At 32.4% G+C, this 26,931-nt stretch carries 19 protein-coding genes; 14 read left to right on the forward strand and 5 right to left on the reverse strand.

Annotated elements, in window-relative coordinates; translation table 11 throughout:
- Positions 1–109 precede the first annotated feature (109 nt).
- The 3 genes from BN2665_RS07280 (at position 110) to cps2T (ending at position 7,556) form a co-directional block, all read left to right on the forward strand.
- Positions 110–5,290, forward strand: a complete 5,181-nt coding sequence (locus BN2665_RS07280) for a DUF5050 domain-containing protein (RefSeq protein WP_055666458.1) — start codon at positions 110–112, stop codon at positions 5,288–5,290.
- A gap of 727 nt (positions 5,291–6,017) precedes the next feature.
- Complete coding sequence (locus BN2665_RS07285) at positions 6,018–6,383, forward strand: SLAP domain-containing protein (RefSeq protein ID WP_082435837.1); 366 nt, start codon at positions 6,018–6,020, stop codon at positions 6,381–6,383.
- A gap of 15 nt (positions 6,384–6,398) precedes the next feature.
- Positions 6,399–7,556 (forward strand): beta 1-4 rhamnosyltransferase Cps2T, encoded by a 1,158-nt coding sequence (gene cps2T / locus BN2665_RS07290; protein ID WP_055666460.1) that lies wholly within the window; start codon positions 6,399–6,401, stop codon positions 7,554–7,556.
- Positions 7,557–7,949: 393 nt separating this feature from the next.
- On the opposite strand, the gene BN2665_RS07295 is transcribed toward cps2T, so the two are convergent.
- On the reverse strand, positions 7,950–9,011 hold the full coding sequence (locus BN2665_RS07295; protein WP_055666461.1) for an alginate O-acetyltransferase AlgX-related protein: 1,062 nt from the start codon (positions 9,009–9,011) through the stop codon (positions 7,950–7,952).
- Between the two features lie 17 nt (positions 9,012–9,028).
- On the reverse strand, positions 9,029–10,267 hold the full coding sequence (locus BN2665_RS07300; protein ID WP_195892677.1) for an MBOAT family O-acyltransferase: 1,239 nt from the start codon (positions 10,265–10,267) through the stop codon (positions 9,029–9,031).
- 249 nt (positions 10,268–10,516) lie between these two features.
- Here BN2665_RS07300 and BN2665_RS07305 point away from each other — a divergent pair, with 249 nt between their 5' ends.
- Positions 10,517–11,938 (forward strand): hypothetical protein, encoded by a 1,422-nt coding sequence (locus BN2665_RS07305; RefSeq protein WP_055666463.1) that lies wholly within the window; start codon positions 10,517–10,519, stop codon positions 11,936–11,938.
- Positions 11,939–12,154: 216 nt separating this feature from the next.
- Positions 12,155–13,255 (forward strand): glycosyltransferase family 4 protein, encoded by a 1,101-nt coding sequence (locus BN2665_RS07310; RefSeq protein WP_055666464.1) that lies wholly within the window; start codon positions 12,155–12,157, stop codon positions 13,253–13,255.
- Positions 13,256–13,429: 174 nt separating this feature from the next.
- Here the strand turns inward: BN2665_RS07310 and BN2665_RS07315 are convergent, their stop codons facing one another.
- The gene (locus tag BN2665_RS07315) at positions 13,430–14,578 is read right to left on the reverse strand and encodes a glycosyltransferase family 4 protein (protein WP_055666465.1); all 1,149 of its coding nucleotides are present in this window, start codon (positions 14,576–14,578) and stop codon (positions 13,430–13,432) included.
- Between the two features lie 252 nt (positions 14,579–14,830).
- Here BN2665_RS07315 and BN2665_RS07320 point away from each other — a divergent pair, with 252 nt between their 5' ends.
- The 6 genes from BN2665_RS07320 (at position 14,831) to BN2665_RS27550 (ending at position 19,463) form a co-directional block, all read left to right on the forward strand.
- The gene (locus BN2665_RS07320) at positions 14,831–15,499 is read left to right on the forward strand and encodes a sugar transferase (RefSeq protein ID WP_055666466.1); all 669 of its coding nucleotides are present in this window, start codon (positions 14,831–14,833) and stop codon (positions 15,497–15,499) included.
- A 26-nt stretch (positions 15,500–15,525) separates the two neighbouring features.
- Positions 15,526–16,395: a glucose-1-phosphate thymidylyltransferase RfbA gene (gene rfbA / locus BN2665_RS07325; protein WP_055666467.1), complete on the forward strand. Its 870-nt coding sequence runs from the start codon at positions 15,526–15,528 to the stop codon at positions 16,393–16,395.
- A gap of 16 nt (positions 16,396–16,411) precedes the next feature.
- The gene (gene rfbC / locus BN2665_RS07330; RefSeq protein WP_055666468.1) at positions 16,412–16,984 is read left to right on the forward strand and encodes a dTDP-4-dehydrorhamnose 3,5-epimerase; all 573 of its coding nucleotides are present in this window, start codon (positions 16,412–16,414) and stop codon (positions 16,982–16,984) included.
- A 2-nt stretch (positions 16,985–16,986) separates the two neighbouring features.
- Positions 16,987–18,054: a dTDP-glucose 4,6-dehydratase gene (gene rfbB / locus BN2665_RS07335; protein ID WP_055666469.1), complete on the forward strand. Its 1,068-nt coding sequence runs from the start codon at positions 16,987–16,989 to the stop codon at positions 18,052–18,054.
- 550 nt (positions 18,055–18,604) lie between these two features.
- Positions 18,605–19,075, forward strand: coding sequence for a reverse transcriptase family protein (locus BN2665_RS27545; RefSeq protein WP_242865919.1), 471 nt, complete (start codon positions 18,605–18,607; stop codon positions 19,073–19,075).
- Positions 19,062–19,463 carry a group II intron maturase-specific domain-containing protein gene (locus tag BN2665_RS27550; protein ID WP_242865920.1) on the forward strand — a complete coding sequence of 134 codons (402 nt, stop codon included), beginning with the start codon at positions 19,062–19,064 and terminating at the stop codon, positions 19,461–19,463. Before BN2665_RS27545 ends, BN2665_RS27550 begins: the two co-directional genes overlap by 14 nt.
- Positions 19,464–19,783: 320 nt before the next feature.
- On the opposite strand, the gene BN2665_RS07345 is transcribed toward BN2665_RS27550, so the two are convergent.
- Entirely contained in the window at positions 19,784–20,728 is a 945-nt protein-coding gene (locus tag BN2665_RS07345) for a glycosyltransferase family 2 protein (RefSeq protein ID WP_055666470.1), read from the reverse strand.
- A gap of 79 nt (positions 20,729–20,807) precedes the next feature.
- On the opposite strand from BN2665_RS07345, the gene BN2665_RS07350 reads away from it, so the two are divergent.
- On the forward strand, positions 20,808–22,259 hold the full coding sequence (locus BN2665_RS07350) for an oligosaccharide flippase family protein (RefSeq protein ID WP_055666471.1): 1,452 nt from the start codon (positions 20,808–20,810) through the stop codon (positions 22,257–22,259).
- Positions 22,260–22,368: 109 nt separating this feature from the next.
- Positions 22,369–23,496 (forward strand): VgrG-related protein, encoded by a 1,128-nt coding sequence (locus BN2665_RS07355; protein ID WP_055666472.1) that lies wholly within the window; start codon positions 22,369–22,371, stop codon positions 23,494–23,496.
- Between the two features lie 54 nt (positions 23,497–23,550).
- On the opposite strand, the gene BN2665_RS07360 is transcribed toward BN2665_RS07355, so the two are convergent.
- Positions 23,551–25,620: a methyl-accepting chemotaxis protein gene (locus tag BN2665_RS07360; protein WP_055666473.1), complete on the reverse strand. Its 2,070-nt coding sequence runs from the start codon at positions 25,618–25,620 to the stop codon at positions 23,551–23,553.
- 482 nt (positions 25,621–26,102) lie between these two features.
- On the opposite strand from BN2665_RS07360, the gene BN2665_RS07365 reads away from it, so the two are divergent.
- A complete protein-coding gene (locus tag BN2665_RS07365; protein ID WP_055666474.1) occupies positions 26,103–26,663 on the forward strand; it encodes a sigma-70 family RNA polymerase sigma factor in 561 nt (186 codons plus the stop codon).
- The last annotated feature ends 268 nt before the right edge of the window (positions 26,664–26,931 follow it).

Consider the following 26,931-nt stretch of genomic DNA (forward strand, 5'->3'; position numbering starts at 1 on the left):
ATTAGAGTAATTTCTAATTTTTCTTAGCTTCGCTAAGAAAAATATCCTTAATTGTGAATTGTGAATTGTGCATTGAAGAAGTGCATTAAAAAAAAGGGGAGGGACGGCATTGAAGATAAAAAAATTCCTAGCAATTTTTCTACTAGCTATGTTACTTATAGCAGGAAATGTTTATAGTATAAAAGCTGCGGGCAATGTGAAAATATTAGATTCAAAATATAATATCGCACCTAATCATGAATTCACTGTTAAGTTTTCTCAGGAAATAGATGAGACAAGCATAAAGGAAGGCACAGTGAAAATCTATGAGAAGGCTACACTAAAACCTATTGAAATTGTCATTAGGAAGGATATAAATGATCCTTATAATCTAAAGGTAAAGGGAAAAAATGAATTTGAAAAGGGGAAGACCTATACCTTAGAAGTTAGAGATTTAAAATCCAAGAAAAATAAATATACAAAGCAGATTACTAAGATGGATTTTACCGTTAAAAATCTATATTCTGGTCTTCCAGCGGAGAATGGTTTAATCATTGTAGATGATAAGGCCTATGCTATAGATTATTTAATAAAAAATATAACAATGGTTAATGAGATAATAACAAAGACCTATGATATTTATTATACCTATGATGTAAACTATGAAAAGATATATTCTCTATTTAAAACTGGGCCTATAACTGGAAATTCTACTACTATAAAAAATGAAATAACTTACGTAGACCCCAACGGTAATAGAAGTCTATATAAATACAGAACAGATAGAGGGGAGTATCAGTTAGTAGAACCTAAAGCATCTGTAGATGTTATAGTGAGAAGTGATGCTAATGCTGTAAATTTGAATGTAAATAGTGTTAGTGCTATTCCAGAAGCTAAATATTATAAAGTTAGAAATAGCAATATGATAAAAAGTTTTGGTGAGCCTATATTATATATGGCTTTAAGTCCTACAGAAGAGTTAAGTATACTTTCTTCAGACAAAACTGTTTTAGCTAAAGGTACTGTTTTTGTAGATAGAAACAATAACGGAGAAGTAAGATTAAGATTAGCAGAGACTTTAGCTTTGGGCAATACTGCTGGAAATATCAATAATAATGGTATAGCTGTTGGAGATGGAGAGGGTTATACATATTATGTAAATAATGCAGATAAAGAAAAACTTTATAAGCTTGGCATGGATAGTGGTTATAATAGAATGATATTAGAGGATAAGGCCCAGTATATAAATGAAGCTGGAGACTGGATATATTATAGCAATTATAACGACGGAGGAAAGCTTTATAAGGTTAAAAAAGACGGCACTGAGAGACAAAAGATGCTAGATGATAAGGCTGCATATACTACCATTGCAGGAGAATATATTTATTATAGTAATCACACGGATGGTGGTAGACTATATAAAGTTAGAAAAGATGGAGCAGATATTAAGATCAACTCGGATAACACCCGCCATGGTAATGCTTTAGTGGTAGATTATGGCGACAATAAAAAGAGCGATGAAGTGGCTTATATAAATGTAGTGGGAGATTGGATATACTACTCAAATTATTCTGATGGACATAAGCTTTTTGTTATCCATAAAGATGGAACTTATAGAGGAAAGATAAGTGACACTTGGGCGGATTGTGTACAAGTGGTTGGAGATTGGATCTATCTAACCTCAGGTAGCGGAGTTATAGGCAAGGTGAATAAAGCTGGAGATGGCAATGTTATTCCTATAAGAGCTACTGCAAATCAATATGATAAGGGATATCACATAAATGCAGTAGGAGACTGGATCTTCTATAGTAATGCTGAGGATGGAGGAAAGCTCTATAAGATAAACACTGACGGTAGTGGTAGTAAGGTAAAGCTGGGAGATGAGCCCGTAGGATATATAAATGTAATAGGTGATTGGATATACTTTAATACTACTAAGGGTAAGCTCTTTAGACTTCCTATTAATTCTAATGGAGAGTACAAGCCAGAAGAAGTAGGAGCTTCTAAGGATAATAATCAAATTTCGGAAATTCAAGATGTTTATGTAAGTGTAGATTTTGCAGATGTAAACAAGAGTACAGAGTTTATTGAAAATAAGTATCTTCCAAATAAAATACCAGCTATTATGAAGGATAACACTATGCAACAATTAGTAGTTGTTTGGGATACTAACCCTTCTAAGGTGAGCTTTAAAGATGGTGTTAGAATATATACAGGAAGCGTAGTAGGTTATAATAAGGCTGTTAAGCTTTATATGACCATACCTTCTGAGATGTTAAATGACACTAATATGATTTACGTATATAAAAATGGTAATAAAAATGACATGATAAGGATAGAAGGAAATTTAGACCCTACCAATGATAAGAATTCTATAAGAACTAGAATGAAAGAGGGAGACACCATAAAGGTTTATGAGGATGCACAGAAGAAAAGGCTTCTTGGCTCTTCTAAGGTAGGAAAAGATGGTAAGGTTACCGTATCAAAATTAGATTTAGACTCTTATGGAAAGAGCTTCTATATAACCATCACAAGGGTTAACAAGGCGGAGAGCAATCCCACAGAAATAAAACAATATGCTACCCCAATAATTAAAGCTGATGACGTTATGGATAAAGACTTTGAAGGGTTGGGAGCAGATATAAGGGATATAACTATTAACAATTGGATTCAAGCTCAATGGAATCCTTATGAAGAAAATTATTTAAACAAGTACTATAAATTGATAGATCAATCCATCTATGTACTTCCAAGTAAAACACTTTTAGATATGGATAATAATATTCCTATAGAAGCTGCCATAACCTTGGATAAGAAGCAGTGGGATGGAAGTCTAAAACCGAAAGAAGAAGCTATATACAAAAATAAAGATAGTAGGGGGAATATTCTTAAAACAGGAAGATATGATTTATACGTAGCTTCAAGTTTTACTGGTCTTGGTTCTCCAGATGTGGATAATCGTCAGCCTTTCGTAGAAGGCAAAATAGCTAATGCTATAGTTCCTAGTTTTGATTTAACATCAGAGGGCATACCAGCTAAGCCTACTATAAAGGTTCAAAGAGTGCAAGGTTACGATGTAACTAAGCCTAATATTTATGTAAACTTAGATAAACCTCTATTACCAGGAGAAACTGCTTGGTTAGTTCCAGTATCTGAGTTAGATGCAGTAAGAGGTTGGAGAGCAGAAATTAGTCTTTCTCCTTTTGAAGAGTTATTAAAGCAAGGCAAGGACTTAGTTAAATTCACAGGTCCGGGAACCAAAATGCCATCACCTTTAGGAGATAGAGTTAGTTCCAAGCCAATAGATATAGAGTACAAATTATTTATAGTAAATGGGGTAGGGGCTTCAGTAGAATCAGATAATAAGATTACTGTAGATAATAGTGTACCTTCCTTAACTGTAGAGCCTCCTATTAAAGGAGTAAACTATAATATAGGAGATCCTATATCTGTAAGAATGGATGATGGTATAGGAAGGAAAGGAAAGGTATATATAGTAGATAGCGGTATTAAGGATTATGAAATTGCAACCTTAGAAGCAGTTTGCAATGCCAAAAATGGATTATGGATACAGCACTCAGGAAGTAATACTCCGATACCTGTTTATGGTTCTGAAAATCTGCTATCCTTTACTTCTAAGATAGGTATATCTACTAATATAACTTATAATGTAGTTGCGGTAGATGAAGCTGGTAACATAACTGCGCCTATTCCAATTACTATCTCAAGAAATTTTGATGGCTTAGAGGGTGCATTATCTAGTGGATATGCTGAAATCAAAAAGGCAGCTGAGGCTGGTATTGTTTTAAAAGAATTGTCTGACAGTGTGAGGAAAGGTGAGGCTATAAAAGTTAAACCTAATGTAAAACAATCTGAGATTGAAGCTATTATTAATGAGATTATGTCTCGTATAGGAGGGCTAAGTACAGATACAAGCTTAAGCTCTAAGAGCTCTAATATTATAGTACAAGGAAATTTAGTTTCAGCAGCTCAAATGCCTATAAGAGATTTCTTGAAAAATGTATTTAATAAAAATGGTGCTGTTATTTCAGTGCTTGATAGCAGTGGAAATCAGATCACAGATGAGCAAAGGTTAATAGAAAAAGGCATGAAAGTAAAGGTAACAGCTCAAAGCGGATCATCTTTACCAGGATATTATGATATACAAATAGTAATAGCTAATCCTAATAATGGTGAGGAATTGAAAGCTGCATTGATGAATGAAGATATAAACACCATATGGCTTTTATCTTCTGAATACGAATTGAATTTAACTGAAGATATTATTGTAAATAGACCTATAAAAATTGAAAGCAGCAGCTTTTCAGGTAAATCTAAAATTAAGCTTTCAGCTGCAACAGGAAAAATTATTAATAAGTCAAAGCTACAAATAAAAAATGTAATCTTCACTGGTAACATATCCGATGGATTAATAGAAAACCAAAGTGATTTAAGCATAATTAGCTCTACCTTTGATAAATTGAACTTTAATACTGGTTTCAATAATGTATTTATTATAAAGTCTCAAAATGCTAATAGACTTTATGTAAATCAATCTACATTTAGTAATATAAATTCAGGAGAAAAAGACCTTGCTGTTATTTTATTAAATGCTGGTTTAGATAATACAGTAGAGAATTCAAGCTTTACTAGTATAAGTGGTAGAAATGCTAAGGGAGTAAGTATAGGTGGACAGACTTCTAATAATGAAGTGTTAATCAAAAACAATAGTTTTACCAAATTTGTAGCGGGAGTCGTAAATTCTATAGCTACCCCAATATATGTGGATGGAGGAAATATTAACTTAACAGCTAATACTATTAATACCTCTGAATCTGGAATTTGGATTGATGCCTATGGAGAAAATGTAAGAGTAGGTATTTTAACAATAAAAGCTGATAATGCAAGCAGTATAGCTAAAACATTATCTTCTACAAATAGTTATGTTAAAGGAAATTCCTACGGAGATGTAGTCATAAATATACCAAATAAGTTACCTGTGGTATATTATAATCCAGCTTTAATAGCCCCTTTAGATTCAGTGGACTTTATTCAAAGCGGTGGAATAGCTACTTTAAAGATTAATGATAAGCTATCGGCTGGAAATAAAATTTACTACGCTGTTGACAACATGGTTAAAGTAATACCTAATGACTATAACACCATAATAGGTAATTATACTTTAATAGGAGCAGCAGTAGGAGACTCTGCAAACAATATAGATGTTTCCACAAGTAAGTTTATAGCCGTAGCAGAAGTGAATCCTACTACTAAAAAGATAGTTAAGTTTAGGCAAATATATATACCATAGAATAAGCAGCCTTAGGATTCTGCTGTCGTAGATAGGAAAAAATATTCCTGTATAACTAAGAGAAACCTCAATCATACATAGATATATGGTTGAGGTTTCTTTTAATAACTTGAAAAAGTGTTCAATATTTCAGTTATTTTACATAGAGAGACTCTTTCTTAAGCTACTAAATTTAAGATGTTGTAGTTAGCTGTTGACTATTTAAGGAAATGCTATATATTTATTTACTAGTTAGAGGAATATTGATATAATATTGAAATGAGAGTAGAAAAACAATATTGGTTAATGATAAAATGAGGTGGAATCGTTGGACAATAAGCTATTTAACATATCGTATTTTAAAAATGATATAAGAAATCTGTTTAATCTTGCATAGAGGATATTAAGGAAGGAGATTGAAGCACTGACAAAGATTAATGGTGATATAAATTTTCATGCCGTATACCTTTATGATTTAGGAGATAGAATTTAGGCAAAATTATTAACAATACAGTAGACAAGTAGATGAATTTTCAATTATTAATTTTTATAATAATTAATGGGAATAAGAAAATTATATTGGATTAGATAATAGATTTAATTTATATGTTTATTATCCCTTCCATGTATATAAGGCCTTACGGCATATATTTCCATAAGGAAAATTTAAAGGAAGGCGCTGAAATAACAGATAATTGTCATTTTGCTTTAATGATTCAACAGATTGAAGCTGTAGGTTCAAAACAATATTAGTTATTTAGATGAAGCTTTAACCTTTGAAGAAAGAACTATAATAGAAAAAGATATTAAAGAAATGCCTCCATTAGTAAAAGACCAGGTGTCTTTAAATGTATTTAGAAAAGACATAGATGAGCAAGGTAAAGCTTATATAATTTTATTAATAAGCAATAGCGCTGAAAGAAATGCGGAGCTAGGAGCCTTTAAGATTGTTTTTAGAAATCATTTAGGTATTCCTCAAGCTATTAAGAAGGTATCAGAAGGCTTAAACCTAGCAGCCCAAACTACCTCTGCCTTTAAATTTATAATAGAAACTGAGGATATAATAAATCCACAGTTTGATATAAGAATATGCAATGTTACAATGGAAGCTTAATGAAGGAAGGATTATATGAAGAACATATTTATTATAGGTTCTAAAGGCATACCAGCAAATTATGGGGGCTTTGAGACCTTTGTAGACAAATTAGTAACCTATAGAAAGAATAAGGATATAAAATATTATATATCCTGTATATCAGATAATGAAGATACCTTTGAGTATAACGGAGCTCAGTGCTTTAATGTTAATGTACCTCAAATAGGTAGTGCTAAAGCAGTTTTGTACGATGTGCTAAGCTTAAGAAGATGTATAAAATACATAAAGAACATAAAAGGAGAACCTTGTTTGGTTTATATACTTGCCTGCAGGATAGGACCTTTTATGGGCTATTATAAAAGAAAGCTTGAAAGACTAGGAGTAAAGGTATATGTTAACCCAGATGGTCATGAGTGGATGAGAGGAAAGTGGAATAACGCTATTAAAAAGTATTGGAAGCTGTCAGAAAAGCTCATGATTAAAAATACGGATTTAGCTATCTGCGATTCCAAGGCCATAGAAAAATACATAAAAGAAACCTATGCAAATTATAACCCAAACACTACATATATCGCCTATGGCTCAGAGGTTGGCCAGTCTTCATTAGCAGATAAGGACGAAAAATTAGTAAAATGGTTTAATGAGTTTAACATAAAACCTCAAGAATATTATCTTGTGGTAGGTCGCTTTGTGCCTGAAAATAATTATGAAACCATAATTTCTGAGTTCATGAAGTCAAAGACTAAAAAGGATTTAGTCATAATAAGCAACAAAGAAGAAAATGGATTTTATAAGACCTTACAGGAAAACACCAATTTTCATAAGGATTCTAGAATAAAATTTGTGGGCACTCTTTATGAAGAGGAGCTGTTAAAGAAAGTAAGAGAGCTAGCCTGTGGTTATATCCATGGACATGAGGTGGGTGGAACTAACCCTTCTCTATTAGAAGCCTTAGGCAGCACCAAGGTAAACCTGCTATTAAATGTGGTATTTAATAAAGAAGTAGGGGAAGAGGGAGCACTATACTTCTCTAAGGAAGAAAGAAACCTAGCTACCCTTATTGAAAAGGTAGACAATTTAACAGAAGAAGAAAGAGAAGAACTAGGACAAAAAGCCAAGGAAAGAGTTATTAAGCACTATTCTTGGGATTTTATTGTGGATGAATATGAAAAGATTTTTTTAAATACATAATTTACAATAAAGGAAAGTTTTTCCTTGCTGAGACTAAGAAAAAATTAGGTGGAAGAAAAAAATAATGCCATATAGGGAGAATCGTTAGAAATAGCGGTTCTCTTTATTTTGAGAGGAGCCACCGATTTTTGTTTTGTTACAAAAAGTCTATATCAGATGCTATGGGTAGTGTAAAGGGTGATCTCACACCCTTTTTGTTTTGTCACAAAAACGGTAGATGGACTTGCAATGTGGAGTTTATTTAAGTGTTAATATTATAAATAATATTAACACTTAAATTAAAAAGCAAAAACAAAGCTAGGGCTTTGTTTTTGCCAGATTTCTCGTAGGGCAACGGAGAAAAATCCCCATAAATTGTGCACTGTGAATTGTGAATTGTGCATTGAATAAGTATCATTTCAAAAATTTAAGAATCTCTTTTAAAATTAAGTCCTTGCCCTTTTTAGTAAAATGACTATCTCCCTTGTAGTAAAGTAACTCTTTACTATTTTTTTCTTCTTCTACATAAAGACTATAGCTATCAAAGGTATTTATATCGTATTTTTTCATAGCAGCTATAGCTCTAGGAATGAAGTTGTTATAGGGCTTATAATCTTCTGTATATTTGCCATAAATAGAGTATTTTGTAGGCATTACTACGTAAATCAGCTCTAGGTTATATTCTTTTAGAAGATAATCTCTTATAAATTTTAGATTATTAGCATAAATGTTTATGATATCATCTGAAATAGGTAGATTATTAAAATTCACGTCTTCTACGAAAAATAGCATTGCAGGATCTTTGCTGTATTTTGGCGTTCCACTGTTGATTTCCTTTAACACCTCAAATCTAAAGTTTTTGCCTAGATTAGCAAAAGGTGCAATGAGCCAGTTATTGTAGAATAGATATTTAAGATTATCCTGATCAATTGATTCTTTTACTTTAGCAGTTAAATCCTTAGAAACAGCTTCTTTTTCAGGAACTTGGGCACCAAAGATGCTTTCAGCTATGGTAGTGCTCCTTTCTAAGGCATATCTTTCAGAGGTTTCTAAAATTAAATATTTTTGTTCCTTAGTTTTTTTATAATTAACTTTTTTTAGATACTCCACTGGGTTATCATTATATTTCGAAAAATCATTGCGTGAAACATGAAAAACCTTTTTTCCCGTTTCACCTGCGATCAAATGTGGCAGCCTCATAGTTTCAAAATTAGTTTCAAGGAAGGAATCTCCCAAGGTAATGATATCTGCATCTTCTAAAGCTGGGTTTTTGTAAGGGGAATTATTAACGTACAGATTATCTTTAAAACGCCATAGCTTAGACATTTCATATAAATCACCATAATAGTATTTAGATCTGTTTAAAGCAAGGGTCAATCTACCAAAGTCCTTAAAATTCAATCCTATAAGCTCTATACAGGAAAATAACACTATAATCATTAAGATTATCTTCTTATAGTTTCTAGCTTTCTTCATAAGAGCTTTCTCCTCCCTTAAAATTTGAAGTATATAAACTGGCTTTGAGAGGCTTCGCCTAAAAGTACTATGCCAGTTAGCATAATTATATAAGCAAATACTCTGATGGCAGGTATCTTAACATCATATTCTTTAAACAATAAGTATTCATATAAAAACATTAAGAATATAAGTACAAGAACTAAAATAAATTGATTTATATTTATTATGGATAAAATGGAGGTAATGGTATTTGGTTCCCTCCAAGTAGAAGCTTTTATAAGGTGTAGGCCTTGTCTTATAGAATCAGCTCTAAAGAATACCCAAGCAAAATTTACTAAGATATAGGTTATTATAATTCTAATTAGTGAGCTTATTTTTTTTGAGTAATTAAAGGCTTTATCCAGAATATTTTCTGTTATTATATATAAACCATGGAGCACTCCCCAAAAGATGAAGGTCCAGTTAGCACCATGCCATATGCCGCTTAGCAAAAACACTATTAAGTTATTTCTATATTTTTTAAGCTCTCCACCTCTGTTTCCTCCTAGAGGAATATATACATAGTCCCTAAAGAAGGATGAAAGGGATATATGCCAGCGCTTCCAAAACTCCCTGACGCTTTTAGAAAAGTAGGGAAAGTTAAAATTATTAATAATATCTATGCCTAAAATTTTACTAAAGCCTAAGGCCATGGAGCTATAGCCGGAAAAATCCGCATAGAGCTGTAGGGCATAGAGTAAAAAAGCTAAAAATACAGGAAGTGAGCTATAACCATAAGGATTTCCATAGATTACATCCACATATCGTCCTAATCTATCTGCTATAACCACTTTCTTAAACAAGCCCCATAGTATTATACCTAAAGCTTCAAAGCTGCCTTCTAAAGAAAAGGGTTTTAAATTTCTTACCTGAGGAATAAATTTTTCTGCTCTTTCTATAGGACCGGATAGTATTGTTCCAAAAAAACATATATAATTAAAAAATATAATAGGATTTTTTTCCGCTCTAAGCCTTCCCTTATATATGTCAACTAAATAGCTTATGGCTTGAAGGGTATAGAAGGATATGCCTATAGGAGCTATTATAGACTTCTCAGGAAGTGTTAAAAAGGCCTTTGTATTAAGTCTTATAAAATTGTAGTATTTAAAGTAAATTAAAGATAAAATAAGTCCGGATAAAAACATAAATAAAAATATAGAACTAACTTTTTTATTTTTTAAGGTTTCTATTAAAATTCCCATGAGGTAAACAATGAGGCTTGTTATGATTATCATGTAGAATTTATTCCCCATGGCAAAGATATAAAAATAAATATTAAATAGTGCTAGGATTATAAGCTTTATAAATCTAGGAGCTAAATGGTATAAAAAGGCCATAAAAATAAATGTTATAAAGAATATTACAGAATTAAAAACCAATCATATCACTCTTTCTTAAAAATATATGAATTAATTATATCATAATTGAAATGTGCTATAAACTAGTGATAGAATTAAGTATATTAATTTCAGGAGGTGCCTACTTTGAAATCAACATTGATCAAGGCTTATAGAGAATTGAGAATACATCATTTAGATTTTTTAGCTTTTTTGCCTCTTTTCCCTATAATCGCATTAACAGATAAATTTAATCTAGTTTATATACCTTTCGTGGCTTTAATAATATATAAAGGCTATCAGGTGTATAAGAAGCAAATTACCTTAGATAGAATGCTTTTAAACCTATCTATCTATTGTGTAATACTTCCTGATAATTTTATTATTATAGGATTCACAGGATTGTTTTTTTTGTGCTTTTTAATAATATCCTATGCGAGAAGAAAGAAATACGATTTTTATAAAACTAAGTCCTTTAAATATTCATTTACATTTTGGACAATATTTTTGCTGCTTAATATATTTTTAAATAGAGTACCTATTCAAAAGATACTATTTTTTATCATATACTACTTTGTGTTTATTGCCATGTTTATAGTGTATAAATATTCTAATAGGAATTATAGCAAAGAAGTGGACCTTAGCTTTAATACTATAATATTATTGCAGATCATATATTTAGTTGTATTTATACCTTTAAGATTTAGCTATATACTAACACAGCTTATAGGAGACTGGTCCATAGGAACCTTAGGAGTGAGTCAGGGGCCAACCCTCTTTAATCTCTTCATATTTGGCTTTATGAAATATTTTTATGATTATAGGAATAGAAAACAAAGAAAATACATAATATTTGCTGTAGTATGTTTTTTGGGAGCAATTTCTACGGTATCAGTATCTTTAACCCTAATTTTTATATTTTCTTTATTCCTTTATACCTTGATATATGTAAAGGTTCCAAAACTAAAAGTAGGGCTGTTAGCCTTGACCTTATTTTTATTAGGAGCTTTTTGGATAACCGCAGATCCTTGGGTAAAAAGCGATCTTGTAAAAACTGTTACCAATTCAGCCTATAGAAAGGTCAGAATAAAGAAGCTGCAAGCCTATGAAAATACCTTCTTAATCTTACCTTATCAAGATTTGAAATTTTTAGCCATAGGTAATGGAGTGGGAAATTATTCTTCAAGAGCCGCATTAACAGCTTCAGGCTATTATGTTTCTTGGTATAGTTATGGAAAACCCTATTTTAAACCCTTAATCAGTGAATATACAGATAAATATATAAAACCGTCAATTTTTGCCGAATATGGTATAAGTATTACAGAACAACCTGTTTCGCAGTACACAAGTATTATGGGTGAGTTTGGAATTATAGGTTTTTTTGCCTTTATGTTATTTTTTATTAAATTATTTATTAAAGGAAATGATATTAATAAGTTGACTATTATCTATTTTTTAGGTATATTATTATTAGATAATTGGATTGAATTCCCAAAGATATCCATGATTTTCTTATCTACATATTTTCTAGCAAAAAATAATTTTTTGCGTGAAATATTTCCCTCGTAGTTACCTATAGGAGCATTCTGACTTTTTGTGCTTGAGAGTCAGAATGCTCTTTAAATTATGGGGACGTAAGTTCTAAATAAAAATCTACATTCCTTAGAAGCAGAATTCTATGGCTTAATACGTTTTATCCTAGAAATTTTGAAGGCAAAGGGGGACTTAGATTTTTGAAACTTATATTAAGAAAATCTATACATAGAACTAAAGGAGAGAAGGTTTATGAAAAATATATTTTTTATAGGCTGGCACAATGGAACTAATATTTTTAATGGACCGGTGAATATATTTAATAATTTAACGGAAGGCATATCAAAAAATAGCGAAAGTTGTTCAATTCAGATAATTTCTCCAGAGACCTTTAAAGGAGATTCAAAGAGGGCTATTAACTATATTTTTAAGAATATAATCAGAGGAAGAGATAAAATATTTGTGATAAATGGCAATGGCCTCAAGTTTCCTATGATTACGTTAATATTGAGCAAGTTGAATAGAAAACATAAATATTTTCTTATGAGCCATGGTTTAAGAAAAATAGAGGATAAGTATGCAAAAATAGAAAACAAAAACTACCACAAGGCTGAAGGGATTCTGATTAAAAATTTTGATAATATAATAGCTGTATCAAGTTTATTAAAAAAACAAATCCTTAATACCTACGGCCGAAAGAAGCCTATTTATGTGGCTCATAGCGGCTTTGATGCAAAAACCATTAGTCATGAACCGAAAGAGTTAAAGGATGATAAGATTAAGATTATTCTATCGGGGGGATTGAAGAAGATTAAGGGAGTTTTTGAGACTGAAGAAATAATAAACTACATAAATACTCAAAATAAACCCTATAAGGTATTCATAGATATATATGGAGGTTATGACGAAGAGGAGACTCTTGAGTATTTTAAAAGTCTTAAAATTAATAAAGAAGCCTCATATATAAATTATAAAGGTACCTTAAGCAAGGAAAAACTCATGGAAGCCTACAAGAACTATGATTTATCCATAGCTCTAAGTCACTCAGATACCTTTAACATGGCTGTACTAGAAGGGTTCTGCTTTGGACTTCCTGCCATAGTATCCACTAATTGCGGCATATCAGAAATCATGGAGGACTATAAACAGGGCTTAGTTATGGATATGTCCCATAATTACAGGGATAAGATCCTAGAATTTATGGATAAAATATATGCAGATAGAAAGTTGTATAAGAAAATGTCAGAAGAAGCCCTAAAGCTGGGAAAAGAGCAGAATGTAGAGAGGATGGTCTCTAATTATTTAGAGGTAATCTTAGATAATGCACAATTCACAATGCACAGTTCACAATGAAGGATATTTTTTCAGCTATAGCTGAAAAAATTGAAAATTTAAAAGGTCATGCCTTGGCATGACCTTTTTTAATAAATCATCAAAGCTTTGCTTTGATGATTTTATATTTCAAGATTTTTCGCAGCGTAAGCAGAGAAAAATCTACCACAATTGTGCATTGAAAAAGTGCATTGATTAAACTTCTTCATATAATCTATTAATCTTTTTATGAAAAACTCCTGAGGTAAAATTTTCTTCTATGATTCTTCTAGACATTTTACCAAAGCGATCTCTTAGCTCTGTATTTTCTATAAGGGTATTTAGCTTTTTAGCCATTTTACTTCTATCTATATCAGAAATTAAGAATCCATTAACGGAATCCTTCACCATTTCTTTTACCCCACCGGTTACATTAGCTACAATGGGAAGCCCTGTGCTCATAGCCTCTAGCACTACTGTAGGGAAGGAGTCAGGTTTTATAGATGGAAGTACAAAGATATCTAAATTGTTATAGATACTTGGGGTATCCTTTCGGAAGCCTTCTATGTATACCTTGCCCTTTAAAGAAGGACATTTGCTAGCTTCAACTAAGTCCTCCATAAGCTTTTCTTGACCAGAAAAAGCATCTCCTACCATTAAAAAGCTTACATTGTCATGTTTTTTGCATATTTCCCGGGCAACATCTAGTAGAAAGCCTTGACCTTTTATATTATTAACCCTTCCGATCATACCAACTAAAATTTCATCACCAGGTAGATTAAGCTCCTCTCTTATATTGTTATCCTTGAAAGGCTTAAATTTTTCTATGTTTATTCCATTATGTACTACCACTAGCTTGTTATTATGCTTGTTGTTTTTTGAACTTAGATTATTTTTAACAGCCTTTGATACACATAACACCTTTGTACAAGCCACTGGTACGAATTTTCTATAAAAGACCCTTAGGAAATTTGGGCTTTTTATAATCTCATGGACGTGCCAAATATGTGGTTTCCTACGTATAATATGTAGAAATCCTCCTTCTAACACTGCTAGGGTATTTGATTGAATTATATCTATGTGGTTTTTAGAAATAAATCTAGACATCCAAATTAAACTTAGGATTAAGCCGCCTAAGTATTTAATTATGCCTAAAGGAGTAAAAAACTGACGCCTTAAAATGGGGTAGTCCTTTACCAGCACATTAATGTTTAATTTTTTTATTTCGTTTACAAGAGGACCATTATTAGGTAAAATTACATAAGGGTTATATTTTGATCTGTCAAGACCCTTTAAGAGCTCTAGCAATATAACATCGGCACCATAGAGTTCCGCACCCGTATGTAAATATAGAATATTTTTCAATTTTACTTCACCTCACTGGAAGTATAGGGAAACACTACGAAAGCTTAACTTATACATGTTTCAAAATGATATCCTTAAATCATTTCGAGGCATATAAGTTAATAGTTGAAGTTGGTCCCCTACATAATAAGTTACATTATGATATTATACAAAAAAAATAAGCCTCATACAATAAAGTTTACAATTTCCAATGAAAAAATTTAAAAATTGATATATAATAGTAGTTATGGATAGTGGGAAAGGAATGTTGATATGGAACAAGTAAATATAAACTTTAATTATGACGAATATAACAATATGGAAGGTTATAAGAGAGGCATGGGCTATTTTTTAATCAAACGTTTAATAGATATCGTAGGTTCTTTTGTGGGACTTGTATTAATAAGTCCTTTATTATTGGTATTATGTGTGGCTATAAAGCTAGATTCCAAGGGACCTATTATATTTGCACAAAAACGTATAGGAAAAAATGGAGTGCCTTTTTACATGTATAAATTTCGTTCCATGATAGTAGATGCTGAAGAAAGACTAGGAGCATTGAAGGAAAAAAATGAAATGTCTGGTCCCATGTTTAAAATAAAGGATGATCCAAGAATAACCAAGGTAGGAAGATTCATAAGAAAAACTAGTATGGACGAGCTTCCGCAGCTGCTTAATATACTCAAGGGTGAAATGACCTTCGTAGGACCAAGACCTAATTTACCAAAGGAAGTAGAGAAATTTGACGACTGGATGAAGATAAAGCTTATCGCAAAACCAGGTCTTACGTGCTATTGGCAGGTCATGGGAAGAAATGATGTGGACTTTGAGGACTGGATGAAACTAGATTTAAAATATGTACAAGATAGAAACACTTGGTTAGATATAAAACTTATATTTAAGACCTTTAAGGTGCTTTTTGGAGACGAGCACGCGAGGTAATGCACAATTAAGGAGGTATCGCAATAATGAAGGGAATCATACTAGCTGGAGGTTCAGGTACAAGATTATATCCTATAACTAAATCTGTATCAAAGCAAATATTGCCTATATATGATAAGCCTATGATATATTATCCATTATCAGTGCTTATGCTATCAGGTATAAAGGATATACTAATAATATCAACTCCAAGAGATATAGAATGCTTTAAAGAACTATTTGGAGACGGTGCTCAAATAGGTTTAAATTTTTCTTATGCCATACAGGAGGAGCCAAGAGGATTGGCTGAAGCCTTCATAATTGGGGAAGAATTCATTGGTGATGACAAGGTATGTCTAGTGCTAGGAGATAATATTTTTTATGGCTACAATTTTACAGAAAGATTAAGCAGGGCTGCTAATAGAGAAGAAGGGGCTACAATCTTTGGTTACCATGTAAGCAACCCGGAGGAATTCGGTGTAGTAGAATTTGATAAAAATTATAATGTACTTTCCATAGAGGAAAAGCCAGAGGAACCCAAGTCTAATTATGCTGTTCCAGGATTATATTTCTATGATAACGATGTTATAGCCATTGCTAAAAGCATAAAGCCATCTAAGAGAGGGGAGTTAGAAATAACCGCAGTAAATAATGAGTATCTAAAAAGAGGAAAGCTTAAGGTAGAGCTTTTTGGTAGAGGAATGGCCTGGTTAGACACAGGAACTCATAGAGGACTTTTAGATGCAGCTAACTTTGTAGAGGCAATACAAACCCGTCAAGGCTTATACGTGGCTTGTATAGAAGAGATTGCTTATAGAAAGGGCTATATAAACAAAGAAAAGCTAATAGATTTAGCTGAACCCCTATTGAAAACAGAGTATGGCAAATACTTGATGAGAGTTGCAGCAGAAAAGTAGAAAGGGGACTATTATCATGTCAAAATTCAAATTCATAGAAACCTCCATAGAGGATTTATACATAATAGAGCCTCAGGTCTTTGGAGATCATAGAGGATATTTTATAGAAGCTTATAATAAAAAAGAGTTTTTTGATGCCGGGTTAACCATGGACTTTGTTCAGGATAATGAATCTAAGTCAAAAAAAGGAGTACTGAGAGGACTTCACTTCCAAACCAAGCATACCCAAGGAAAGCTGGTTAGGGTTATTCAAGGTGAGGTCTTTGATGTGGCAGTAGACTTAAGAAAAGGCTCCCCTACCTTTGGTAAGTGGGAAGGAGTATTGCTTTCTGAGGAGAATAAAAGGCAATTCTATGTGCCAGAAGGCTTTGCTCATGGATTTTTAGTATTATCAGAGGAAGCCATATTTTCATACAAATGTACGGATTATTATGCTCCAGAGTATGATAGCGGGCTACTATGGAAGGATGAAACCATAGGTGTAAAATGGCCTTTGGAAAATATTGAGGAGCTTATACTCTCAGAAAAGGATAAAAATCAGAAAACCTTAAAGGAATTAGATATTCCATTTACTTATAAAGGGGTGTAGAGATGAAGACTTATTTAGTAACTGGCGGAGCTGGCTTTATAGGCTCAAACTTTATTCATTATATGCTTAACAAGTATAAAGATATAAAAATAATTAATCTAGATAAGCTTACTTATGCAGGAAACCTAGAAAACCTAAAGGTTTTAGAGCACAATTCAAATTATGCCTTTGTGCAGGGAGATATCTGTGATAAAGAACTCATAGAAAAAATCTTTGAAGAAAACTCCATAGACTATGTGGTTAACTTTGCTGCAGAATCTCACGTGGATAGAAGTATAAAATACCCAGAGGTTTTTGCTCAAACTAATGTGCTAGGTACCGTAACTCTTTTAAATGTGGCTAAGAAGTTTTGGGAAGAAAATACTCCAGAAGGTGCATGTTGGAAGACAGGAAAGAAATACCTTCAGGTTTCTACGGACGAGGTTTATGGTTCCTTAGGGGAAACAGGATTCTTTATGGAAACTACTCCTTTAGATCCTCATAGCCCTTACTCCTCAAGTAAGGCTAGTGCAGACTTCATGGTTAAAGCTTATTTTGACACCTATAAAATGCCTGTAAACATAACTAGATGTTCTAATAATTACGGACCATATCAGTTTCCAGAAAAATTAGTACCGCTTTTAATAAATAATTGTCTAAACCATAAAAATCTTCCTGTATATGGCGATGGATTAAATATAAGAGATTGGCTATATGTAGAAGACCATTGCAAGGCTATAGATATGGTAATTAGTAATGGAAAGCTAGGAGAAGTGTACAATGTAGGGGGGCATAATGAAAGAACAAATATAGCCATAGTTAAAACTGTTATTAGCTATCTCAATGAAAAGGTAGACAGCAGCATAACAGAGAACTTAATAACCTATGTAGAGGATAGAAAAGGCCATGACAGAAGATATGGCATAGATCCAAGCAAAATAAGGGAAGAGCTTGGCTGGGAGCCAGAAACCTGCTTTGAAGAAGGCATAAAAAAGACTATCGACTGGTATCTAAATAACAGAGCATGGATGAAGAGCATCACTTCTGGAGAATATCAAAAGTATTACAACAATATGTATGGAGATAAATAAAAGTCGCGTGGCAACTTTTATTTAATGCACAATGCAGTGCGTCCAGCTAAGCTGAACCATGCTAACTGGTGAAAGTCCAGTCAAGGTAATTGCCAAGAAGCCTAGTAGCCAATCACCATGCGTAGTAGAAATACTGGGTATGAAGCGTGAGGGTGAAGTACCTGAGAAGGTGCGAGCGAAAATACAGGTCGTAACATAAAGTGAATTTTGCCGTATCGTAAGCATAGACTGCGAAAGTAGACAAAGAGGAAGTCGAGCCTAGTGCATTGGGGCGAAGACCACGGAAGATGGGAAGAACTTGGATAGCACCATCGAAGAATCCTTCGGTATAGGGAAAACGACATGTATTTAAAGTATGGTTTGGAACTGGAGAGGCCTTCCTCTGCACGGCGAAAGCCGTAAAATGAAAACATATAAGTTAAAAGCGAAATTGTTATTCAGCAGAGAAGGAGTCGGAGGAGTTCATAGTACCAAAGATTATGCAGACAACAAAACTGCATATAGGGAAGGAACTCTGCTTCATTCAAGTTTTCAAAGGAGGTAAGAGTGAGTGAATGCGAAAGCTAACAACACCATAGACAAAGCTCGAAAACTTCAGAGGAAACTATATCTAAGTGCCAAGACTAATAAGAGACGAAAGTTTCATGCTCTATATGACAAAGTATATAGAGAAGATATCTTAATGAAAGCATGGAAACAAGTAAAAGCCAATAAGGGAATTGGAGGAATAGATGAAATCTATATTGATGATGTTGTAGAATATGGAGAGAGCAAGCTTCTCAAAGAAATACAGCAAGAATTAATAGAAAATCATTATAATCCTAAGCCAGTTAAAAGAGTATATATACCCAAGAAAGATGGAAAGAAAAGACCATTAGGAATACCGATAATAAAGGATAGAATAGTACAAACAGCTACTAAAATAATTATCGAGCCTATATTTGAAGCAGATTTTAAGGAATATTCCTATGGTTTCAGACCTAAAAGAGAAAACAAGATTTGTGAATATGTGGGACGGTAAAGAAGGATTTGACTTTCTAGGATTTCATCATAGACGTAGCCAAATAGAAAGCAGGAAAGGACAAAGATATAACACCACAATACAAATACCCTGTAAAAAGGCAATGGACAATATGAAGAAGAAAGTGAAAGAGGTTTTAGGAAACAGAGCAAATCTAAAGAAAGAAATGTATGAATTAGTCAAAATAATAAATAGGAAAATAGTAGGACTTAGAAACTACTATAAATTAAAATACTCAAACAAACAGCTGAGTAAAATAGACTGGTATATCATACAAAGATTTACCATTTGGTATAATAGCAAGAAACAAAACAGACCTCGACATAGATGGATTAAAGAGGTAGTAAATAAACTCAAAGAAATGGGACTAAAGAAACTAGCTTATTAAAGTCGTAATGCCTTAGAAAGAAGAATGTCGGAAAGCCGTGTGCGGGAAAATCGCACGCACGGTTTGATGAGGAGAAGGTGGCGATTAGCCACCGACTTACTCTACCAGTGCACAATTCACAATGAAGGAAATTTTTTCTCAGCTGACACTACGAAAAAATTGAGAATTTGTAAAGCGTGGCTAATGCTTAGCCACGGCTTTTTTATGGTGGTAGAGCCACTAAAAAATATAATTATAGATTTTTCGTAGAGAAGCGGAGAAAAATCCTCCCTAATTGTGCATTGTGCATTGTGAACTGTGAATTAAAAAAACTGCTGGCTTCAGCAGTTTTTTGCTATAAATAGCTTTGTCCAGTTTTTAAGTCCTTCCTTTGAAAGACTAAATTTAATGTTATTTAGAAATTCTATATTTTCTTCTTCCTTTAAAATTGCTTTACATCCAGGCCTTAAAGCCTTATCCTTATAACAATTCCAAGTAAGCTCTATGAGCACTTCAGGTATTTTAACCTTATCTATAAAATCTACGCCTTCCTTAATTTTTAAAGGGGCTAGGTGAGAGTTATCCTTTAACCACGCTCTTAGCCTCTTCCAAGTAGCTAGGGAGGACTTCATAGAATTAACATTATAATTAGAGGTTAGGGAGTCGCTTTCCCTAAGTCTATAGGTAGATAGAGCTTCAGAAATTGAACATACCTTTCCAAGGGTCAGTGCCTTAGAAAAGAATTCTAAATCCTCTCCCCAGTTGCATTTAGGGGTGAAGACTATGCTAGGAGCTAATATAGACTTTTTTATGAGCCAAGTGCTGGTTTGGGGAAAATTTTTATTTAAAAGCTCATGAAAGCTTATATTTCCTTCTAATAAATTCATATCTAGCTCTATTGAGGTTTTAGTACTTTCATTTAATCTAGTAAACTTGCTATAGCAAACATCGCTTTTAGTGGCTATTATTTTATTTAATTGCTTTTCTATCTTTAATGGATTCCACAAATCATCAGCATCTATAAAGGATAAAAACTCTCCAGTAGAAGCTTCTATAGCCTTATTTCTTGCCATGGATACTCCAGAGTTATTTTGATATATGTATTTTATTCTAGAATCCTTCAAGGATAGCTCCTTTACCTTTTGAGCCGAGTTATCCTTACTGCCATCATCCACTACTAGGATCTCAAGATTTTTATAGCTTTGATTTATTACTGATTCTAAGGTTTCCACTATGTAATTCTCACAATTGTATAAGGGTATAATAACGGAAATAAGCGGCTCCATGTAGACACATCCTTCTATTTATATTATCATTAATATATTATCATAAATTAATTTACAAATCACCATGAAGGAGTCTGTTATGAGTAAATCTTTGTTTAAAAATGCCTTTTATAAGGTATTGCTTAATGTATTTAATCTTATAATTCCAATAATTATAGGACCTTATGTATATAGGGTTTTATCTAAGGAGCTTATAGGGAGATATAATTATGGATATACCATATTCAATTATTTCTTTATTTTTGCAAGCTTTGGTATATATGGTTATGCATTGAGGGAAATAAGCAGAGTAAGAGAGGATAAAAAGAAGCTTTCAAGTTTGTTTGCAAGTTTTTTTGTTATAGGATTAATTTCTAATGTTGTGATGATTGCGGTTTATATAGCCTTTGATTTTATATATTTTAGAAATACTCCTATGTTTAATGTATTGCTTATACTCACCATCAATATGATATCTAATATATTTTATATAGAATGGGCTATAGAGGCAGTAGAAAATTTTGATTTTATAACCAAGAAAACCATAATCATAAGGATTATTTATGTAGTGCTAATCTTTACCATGGTAAAAACGCAAAAGGATTTCTTAAATTATGTTTTTTTAAGCACCTTATATACTTTTTTAAATAATATAGCGAGTTTTGGTTATATTACAAAAAATATTAAATTTGATTTTACTGACCTAAAGATAAAAAAGCATGTAAAATATATGCTGATGGTTTTGGTAATGTCTAATAGTAATGTACTATACACCCAATTAGATAAGATAATGCTGGGACGATTTATAGGTGAAGCTTCCGTAGCAAACTATACCTTATCTCAAAGTATAATGACCATAATAAATACTGTAATATTATCCGTGGTATTTGTAACAGTACCGAGACTATCTAATATACTATCTAAGGAAGATAAAGAGAGCTATTTAGAGCTTATTCATAAAAGCACTAAAACCCTAATGGCCTTTTTATTTCCAGCGGCCCTAGGTATTTATGTGTTAGCTAATGAAATAGTGGTTTTATATGGTGGAAGTGAATATATAGGTACAGGGGGAACCCTTAAGATATTTTCTTTTTACATGATAGTTATTGGATTAGATTCTATTATGACTAATCAGATTTTATATGTTCATAGAAAGGAGAAATATCTCCTAGCTGTTATACTAGGATTTGGAGTTTTAAACTTAGCCATTAAATTTATACTAGTAAGTTTAAACCTATTAAATGAAAATACAGCAGTGGCTACTACCGCCTTATGCAATTACATACTAGTGCTTGTTGAATATATTTATGTAAGGAAGAATTTAAAATTAAAATTTAAATTACTGTCTTTTGATAATTTTAAATATCTATTTATATCCTTGAGCTTTTTAATTATAGACATGGTTTTAAGAGCTGTTGTTAACAAGGGTGCCCTTGTAACCTCTGCTTTAATGGTAGGAGCTTGTTCTTTAGTATATTTATTAATATTAATTATAATAAAGGATAAAGTGTTAATAGCATTAGTAAACAAAATAAAAGGGAGATTTGCTTAATATAAGTAGACCTTTCTATAAATTGGATAGGTTTTTCCTTTCTATTTTATTGAACTGAATTTTCATTTGCATTATAATAGGGTTAGAATAAAAAGAGGAGGATGAAGGGGTGCAGAGAAAAAATATAAATAAGATTTTTGTTTTTATCATATATACTTTTTCTTTTTTATGCCTAAAGCTAATTATAGGGACAAGTATAGATGTTAGCGCTGCTATAGTAGGAGATTTAAATAAGGATGGTGTAGTAGACGCTAAAGACATAGCATTGATTTCTACATATTACAATAAGAATAATTCAGAATATGACCTTAATAAGGATGGAATAGTTGATATCTATGACATATCCATGGTATCTTCCAATATGGGACAAAGGGATTCTGTAAGGGCTGTAGTTCAAAAATCTGCTCTGAATTTAAGGAGTGAGGCAGATATAAATGCCCCATATAGTGTGCAGATACCTGCATTTACTCCCATAGATATATTAAATAGGACAAAGGGACTATATTATGTTAGATACAATAAATCAGGAACCATATTAAAGGGTTATGTTACAAGATTCTTAGATATCTTAGAAGATACTTCAGGGGATGAATATTTAGGTAACTTATCTGAAACCTATGAAATAGGAGCTTATAGAGGTCCGGAGACCATATCAAACAATGAATGGGATAAAGGTGGAAAATCCTATGGTCCTTGGCAGCTTTCTTCTAAAATGGGATCTTTGTCAGCCTTCTTGCTTTGGCTAAAGAATGAAAATCCAGCCTTCTACAATGCTCTTAATGCTGCTATGCTTCAGGATACCGCTATAGGAGTTGAGAGTGGATTTGGAGATAATTTTGATAAAGCCTGGGTGAAGATCGCTACAGATTCTTATGACGAGTTTTTCGCTGTTCAACATAAATACATAAAAATAAGCTACTACGATACGCTTTTAAAGTACTTAAAGCCTGAATTTGATTTTACACCTATGCTAAATAAAAGTTTTGCTTTAAGGAATACATTTTGGTCCATGGCTGTACAGCATGGAGCTAATGGAGCAAAAAAGATGATAATAAACTATAAAGACAAAACCACAATTCCTGACTTAATAACAGCTCTATATGATGAAAGATCAAAAGTAGACATATACTATGCTGGCTATTCTTCAGAAATCAAACAAGCCTTGTTAAGTAGATTTACGAAGGAAAAAGCTGATGCTTTAAGGAGTTATGGATATGAGGAGCAGTATTTGAAGTAAACCAAGGGGACGTTTCCTTTGCCACTGTGGCAAACGAAACGTCCCCTTATCATATTACAATTTAAATTTCAAAATAACATCTTCAAGATTGTTAACTATATTCTTTAACTCCTGAGAAGCTTGGGCTACATTTTCCATCTCTGCTAATTGCTCTTCTACAGAGGCAGATACCTCTTCAGTGGCAGCAGCGGATTGCTGTGAAATTGCGGAAATGCCTTGTAAGGAAGCTATGGTATGCTCCTTATCCTTATTAACTTCATTGAGTTTATCTATAAGTGTATTAAGCTTAAATAGGGTTTTACCAACGGAATCTGTAATGCTGTTAAAGGCTTCTTGAGCTTCTTCCATAGCTGCATTGGATTCTTCATTGGCCCTTTGGGTATTTTCTACATTATCTTGAGTGCTAGCTACATTTTGTTGTATATCTATCACTATTTTTTCAATTTCTTTAGTAGAATTAGAGGTTTGCTCAGAAAGCTTTCTTATTTCATCTGCTACCACTGCAAAGCCTCTGCCTGCCTCACCAGCTCTAGCAGCTTCTATAGCAGCATTTAGGGCTAGAAGGTTAGTTTGTTCTGCAATGGATTGAATAGTCACTATAATATTTCCTATATTATTAGATTTCAAAGAAAGCTCTTCTACATTATTATAAACATTCTTAGTAAGTTTAGAGTTCACATCCATCTTTTCACTTAAATTTTCTATAGAATTTAGACCAACTCTGCTATTCTTTTCAACCTCGGAGGAATAGATCTTGACGTCGTTGCTTAAAGCTACTACATCATTTATTTCTTCTCCTAAGGTCATTAAATTCTCATTACTGCTTTGAGCTTCTTCTGCCTGCTCCTGAGAACCTTTAGCTAATTCTTCTACAGTTTTACTTACATTATTCATAGAGTCCACTAACTGAAAGGAGGATTCTGATAAGGTTGTAGAATAATCTAGAGTTTTAGAGGAATTTGTTCTTAAGTCGTTGATTACACTTCTTAGTTTATCTACTAAATTTATTACGGATTTAGCCATAACTCCAGTTTCGTCCTTTGCCTTAGTTAGAGAATCAAAGCTATGATCTTCCGTCAAATCTAAATAAGAAGTCTTATTGATCAATTTGTTGATTTCTATAATGGGCTTAGATATTCGCCTTCCAAGCACAGAAGCTAATACTATGGAAATTACCAAGAAGGAAAAAGTTAATATGCCAATTAATAAAATAAGACTATTCATATCTTTAAAAATAGATTTTGTATTAGCAGCTATAAAGAAAGTCCAACCATTTGATAGCTTTTGATATGCTAAAAGTCTATCTGCATTTTCAAATTTATAATAATGAATACCTTCAGGGCTTTTAGATAGCTTTTCTACTAAAGGTGACATTGAACCATTATCTACTGTCTTTAAGTTATCTGTATTGGTAAATTTTGAATGAGTAATATAATTAAGAGTTTCTCCAACTAAAAATCCATTACCATCTCCAAAGGGCTTTAAGGCTAACATATTTTTTTTCACTTTGTCAAAGGATACGTCACAGCCTATAACAGCAATAAGCTTGTCATTTACAAATACGGGTGTAACATAGGACATCAAAGACATCTTGGTGGCTTTGTCCACATAAGGCTCTGTCCATAAAGCTTTTTTAGCCTTAACAGGATTATAGTACCAGGCCATATCAGCATTATCCTCTTTAAAAGAGCCTAAAGAATAAGAGGCTTGTAGCTGAAATGTACCACTACCTTTTGTATCTGCATACCAAACATCATAAACCTTACCTGTTAATTCTGGATTAAAGAATATGGATAGACCAGCAATATCTTTAGTGCCTTCTGCTAAGCTTTTAATAGCAGGGTCTAAAAAATCTTCATACTTACCCAAGGTATCGTTATTAAGATTATTCATATCTAAAGTGGATTTTACGAAGTTTTCTAAATTCTTAGTTAAGGTTTCAACCTTATATATATTGTTTTGAAGTTCAGCAGAACTAACCTTTGCTAAATCACTTAATATGTATTCGGATTGTTTTCTAGTAACCTCTGCACTTTTAAGTATACTTACAATACCAATACTTAAAGAGGAAATCAAAGAGCAAAGGATAATTGCAGAAATGATTTTGGTAGAAATTTTTTTCATACTTATCGCCCCTATTCTAAGTTTTTACACTTTTCTACATTTTGATATATATTATTATTAATATTTATCGATGTAAATTGAGATAAACTTTAAAAAATTAAATGCATTTTGGCTCAATTTTCTTTCATTGAATATTTTGCTAAAAAACTCCATCTATTACCATAAAATAAATAAGAGCGGTTATTTTATAACTGCTCTTATCAGGTGAATTTTGTAAAGAGTTTAAGGGTTTGTGTAGGATTTTATTCTTTTCTTAATTGTATTGTGTGTGTGATTAAATATTAATACATCGATCCGCATAAAGCAACAAATTCCCTCTTAGATACATAAAAATTGGTGTAAGATGTAAAAAAGTAAATTTGAAATACTCCGAAAAGTGCATATATAAAATATGAGCAGAATAAAATATATGCTTGAAACCAAACTTACGTTCTCGTATAATATATGTAAACACGGTTATGGAAAAAAAAGGGGGAATAAATATGGATATGCTAATGCTAGTAAAAATGGCTAAACAAAGAGATAATACTGCTTTAGAGGAGATATTTATGAGATTTAAACCTTTGGTTATAAAATTAAGTAATAATGTGTTTATAAATGGTTATGAGCAAGAAGATTTAATACAAATGGGTTATACTTCAATAATGAAAGCCATAGATAAATTTGATGAAAGTAAAAATAATAATTTTGTAGCCTATGTTAGAAGTGCTATTCAAAAAAATTATTATAATGAGATAAGACAAAAATGTAAGGTAAACTATGAAACAAGCTTAAATAAGGTCTTAGATGAAAGTACGGAATTTATTGATTTCTTAGAGGATGACTTTAACTTAGAAGAACATATTTTGGACAAGGACCAATGTAAGAGGCTTAGAGAAGCTATAAAGCTATTAAGCACTGAAGAGAGAGAAATATTAATGGCCTCCTTAGACAGACAACATGGAGGGTTAAGAACATATGCAAGCAGCAAAGGGTTAAAATATAGCAAATGTAGAACGAGAAAGGAAGCTTTGATGAGAAAACTCAAAAGGATTATAGAATAAGATATTTTTATTATAAATTTTGAAGTGGTTTTGCTAAAGGAATTGTGTATAATATAGTTAGGAATTAATGCACAATGCACAATGCAGTGCGTCCAGCTAAGCTGAACCATGCTAACTGGTGAAAGTCCAGTCAAGGTAATTGCCAAGAAGCCTAGTAGCCAATCACCATGCGTAGTAGAAATACTGGGTATGAAGCGTGAGGGTGAAGTACCTGAGAAGGTGCGAGCGAAAATACAGGTCGTAACATAAAGTGAATTTTGCCGTATCG

Source organism: Desnuesiella massiliensis (assembly GCF_001403615.1).
In the GTDB taxonomy this organism is placed as follows: Bacteria; Bacillota; Clostridia; order Clostridiales; family Clostridiaceae; genus Desnuesiella; species Desnuesiella massiliensis.

What these genes read in the sequence shown, in the direction of transcription:
- BN2665_RS07365 (WP_055666474.1), top strand. Translation starts at nt 26,103, where the DNA reads ATGGATATGCTAATGCTAGTAAAAATGGCTAAACAAAGAGATAATACT.
- BN2665_RS07350 (WP_055666471.1), top strand. Translation starts at nt 20,808, where the DNA reads ATGAGTAAATCTTTGTTTAAAAATGCCTTTTATAAGGTATTGCTTAAT.
- BN2665_RS07310 (WP_055666464.1), top strand. Translation starts at nt 12,155, where the DNA reads ATGAAAAATATATTTTTTATAGGCTGGCACAATGGAACTAATATTTTT.
- cps2T (WP_055666460.1), top strand. Translation starts at nt 6,399, where the DNA reads ATGAAGAACATATTTATTATAGGTTCTAAAGGCATACCAGCAAATTAT.
- BN2665_RS27550 (WP_242865920.1), top strand. Translation starts at nt 19,062, where the DNA reads ATGTGGGACGGTAAAGAAGGATTTGACTTTCTAGGATTTCATCATAGA.
- rfbB (WP_055666469.1), top strand. Translation starts at nt 16,987, where the DNA reads ATGAAGACTTATTTAGTAACTGGCGGAGCTGGCTTTATAGGCTCAAAC.
- BN2665_RS07295 (WP_055666461.1), bottom strand. Translation starts at nt 9,011, where the DNA reads ATGAAGAAAGCTAGAAACTATAAGAAGATAATCTTAATGATTATAGTG.
- BN2665_RS07345 (WP_055666470.1), bottom strand. Translation starts at nt 20,728, where the DNA reads ATGGAGCCGCTTATTTCCGTTATTATACCCTTATACAATTGTGAGAAT.
- rfbC (WP_055666468.1), top strand. Translation starts at nt 16,412, where the DNA reads ATGTCAAAATTCAAATTCATAGAAACCTCCATAGAGGATTTATACATA.
- BN2665_RS07320 (WP_055666466.1), top strand. Translation starts at nt 14,831, where the DNA reads ATGGAACAAGTAAATATAAACTTTAATTATGACGAATATAACAATATG.
- BN2665_RS07300 (WP_195892677.1), bottom strand. Translation starts at nt 10,267, where the DNA reads ATGATAATCATAACAAGCCTCATTGTTTACCTCATGGGAATTTTAATA.
- rfbA (WP_055666467.1), top strand. Translation starts at nt 15,526, where the DNA reads ATGAAGGGAATCATACTAGCTGGAGGTTCAGGTACAAGATTATATCCT.
- BN2665_RS07360 (WP_055666473.1), bottom strand. Translation starts at nt 25,620, where the DNA reads ATGAAAAAAATTTCTACCAAAATCATTTCTGCAATTATCCTTTGCTCT.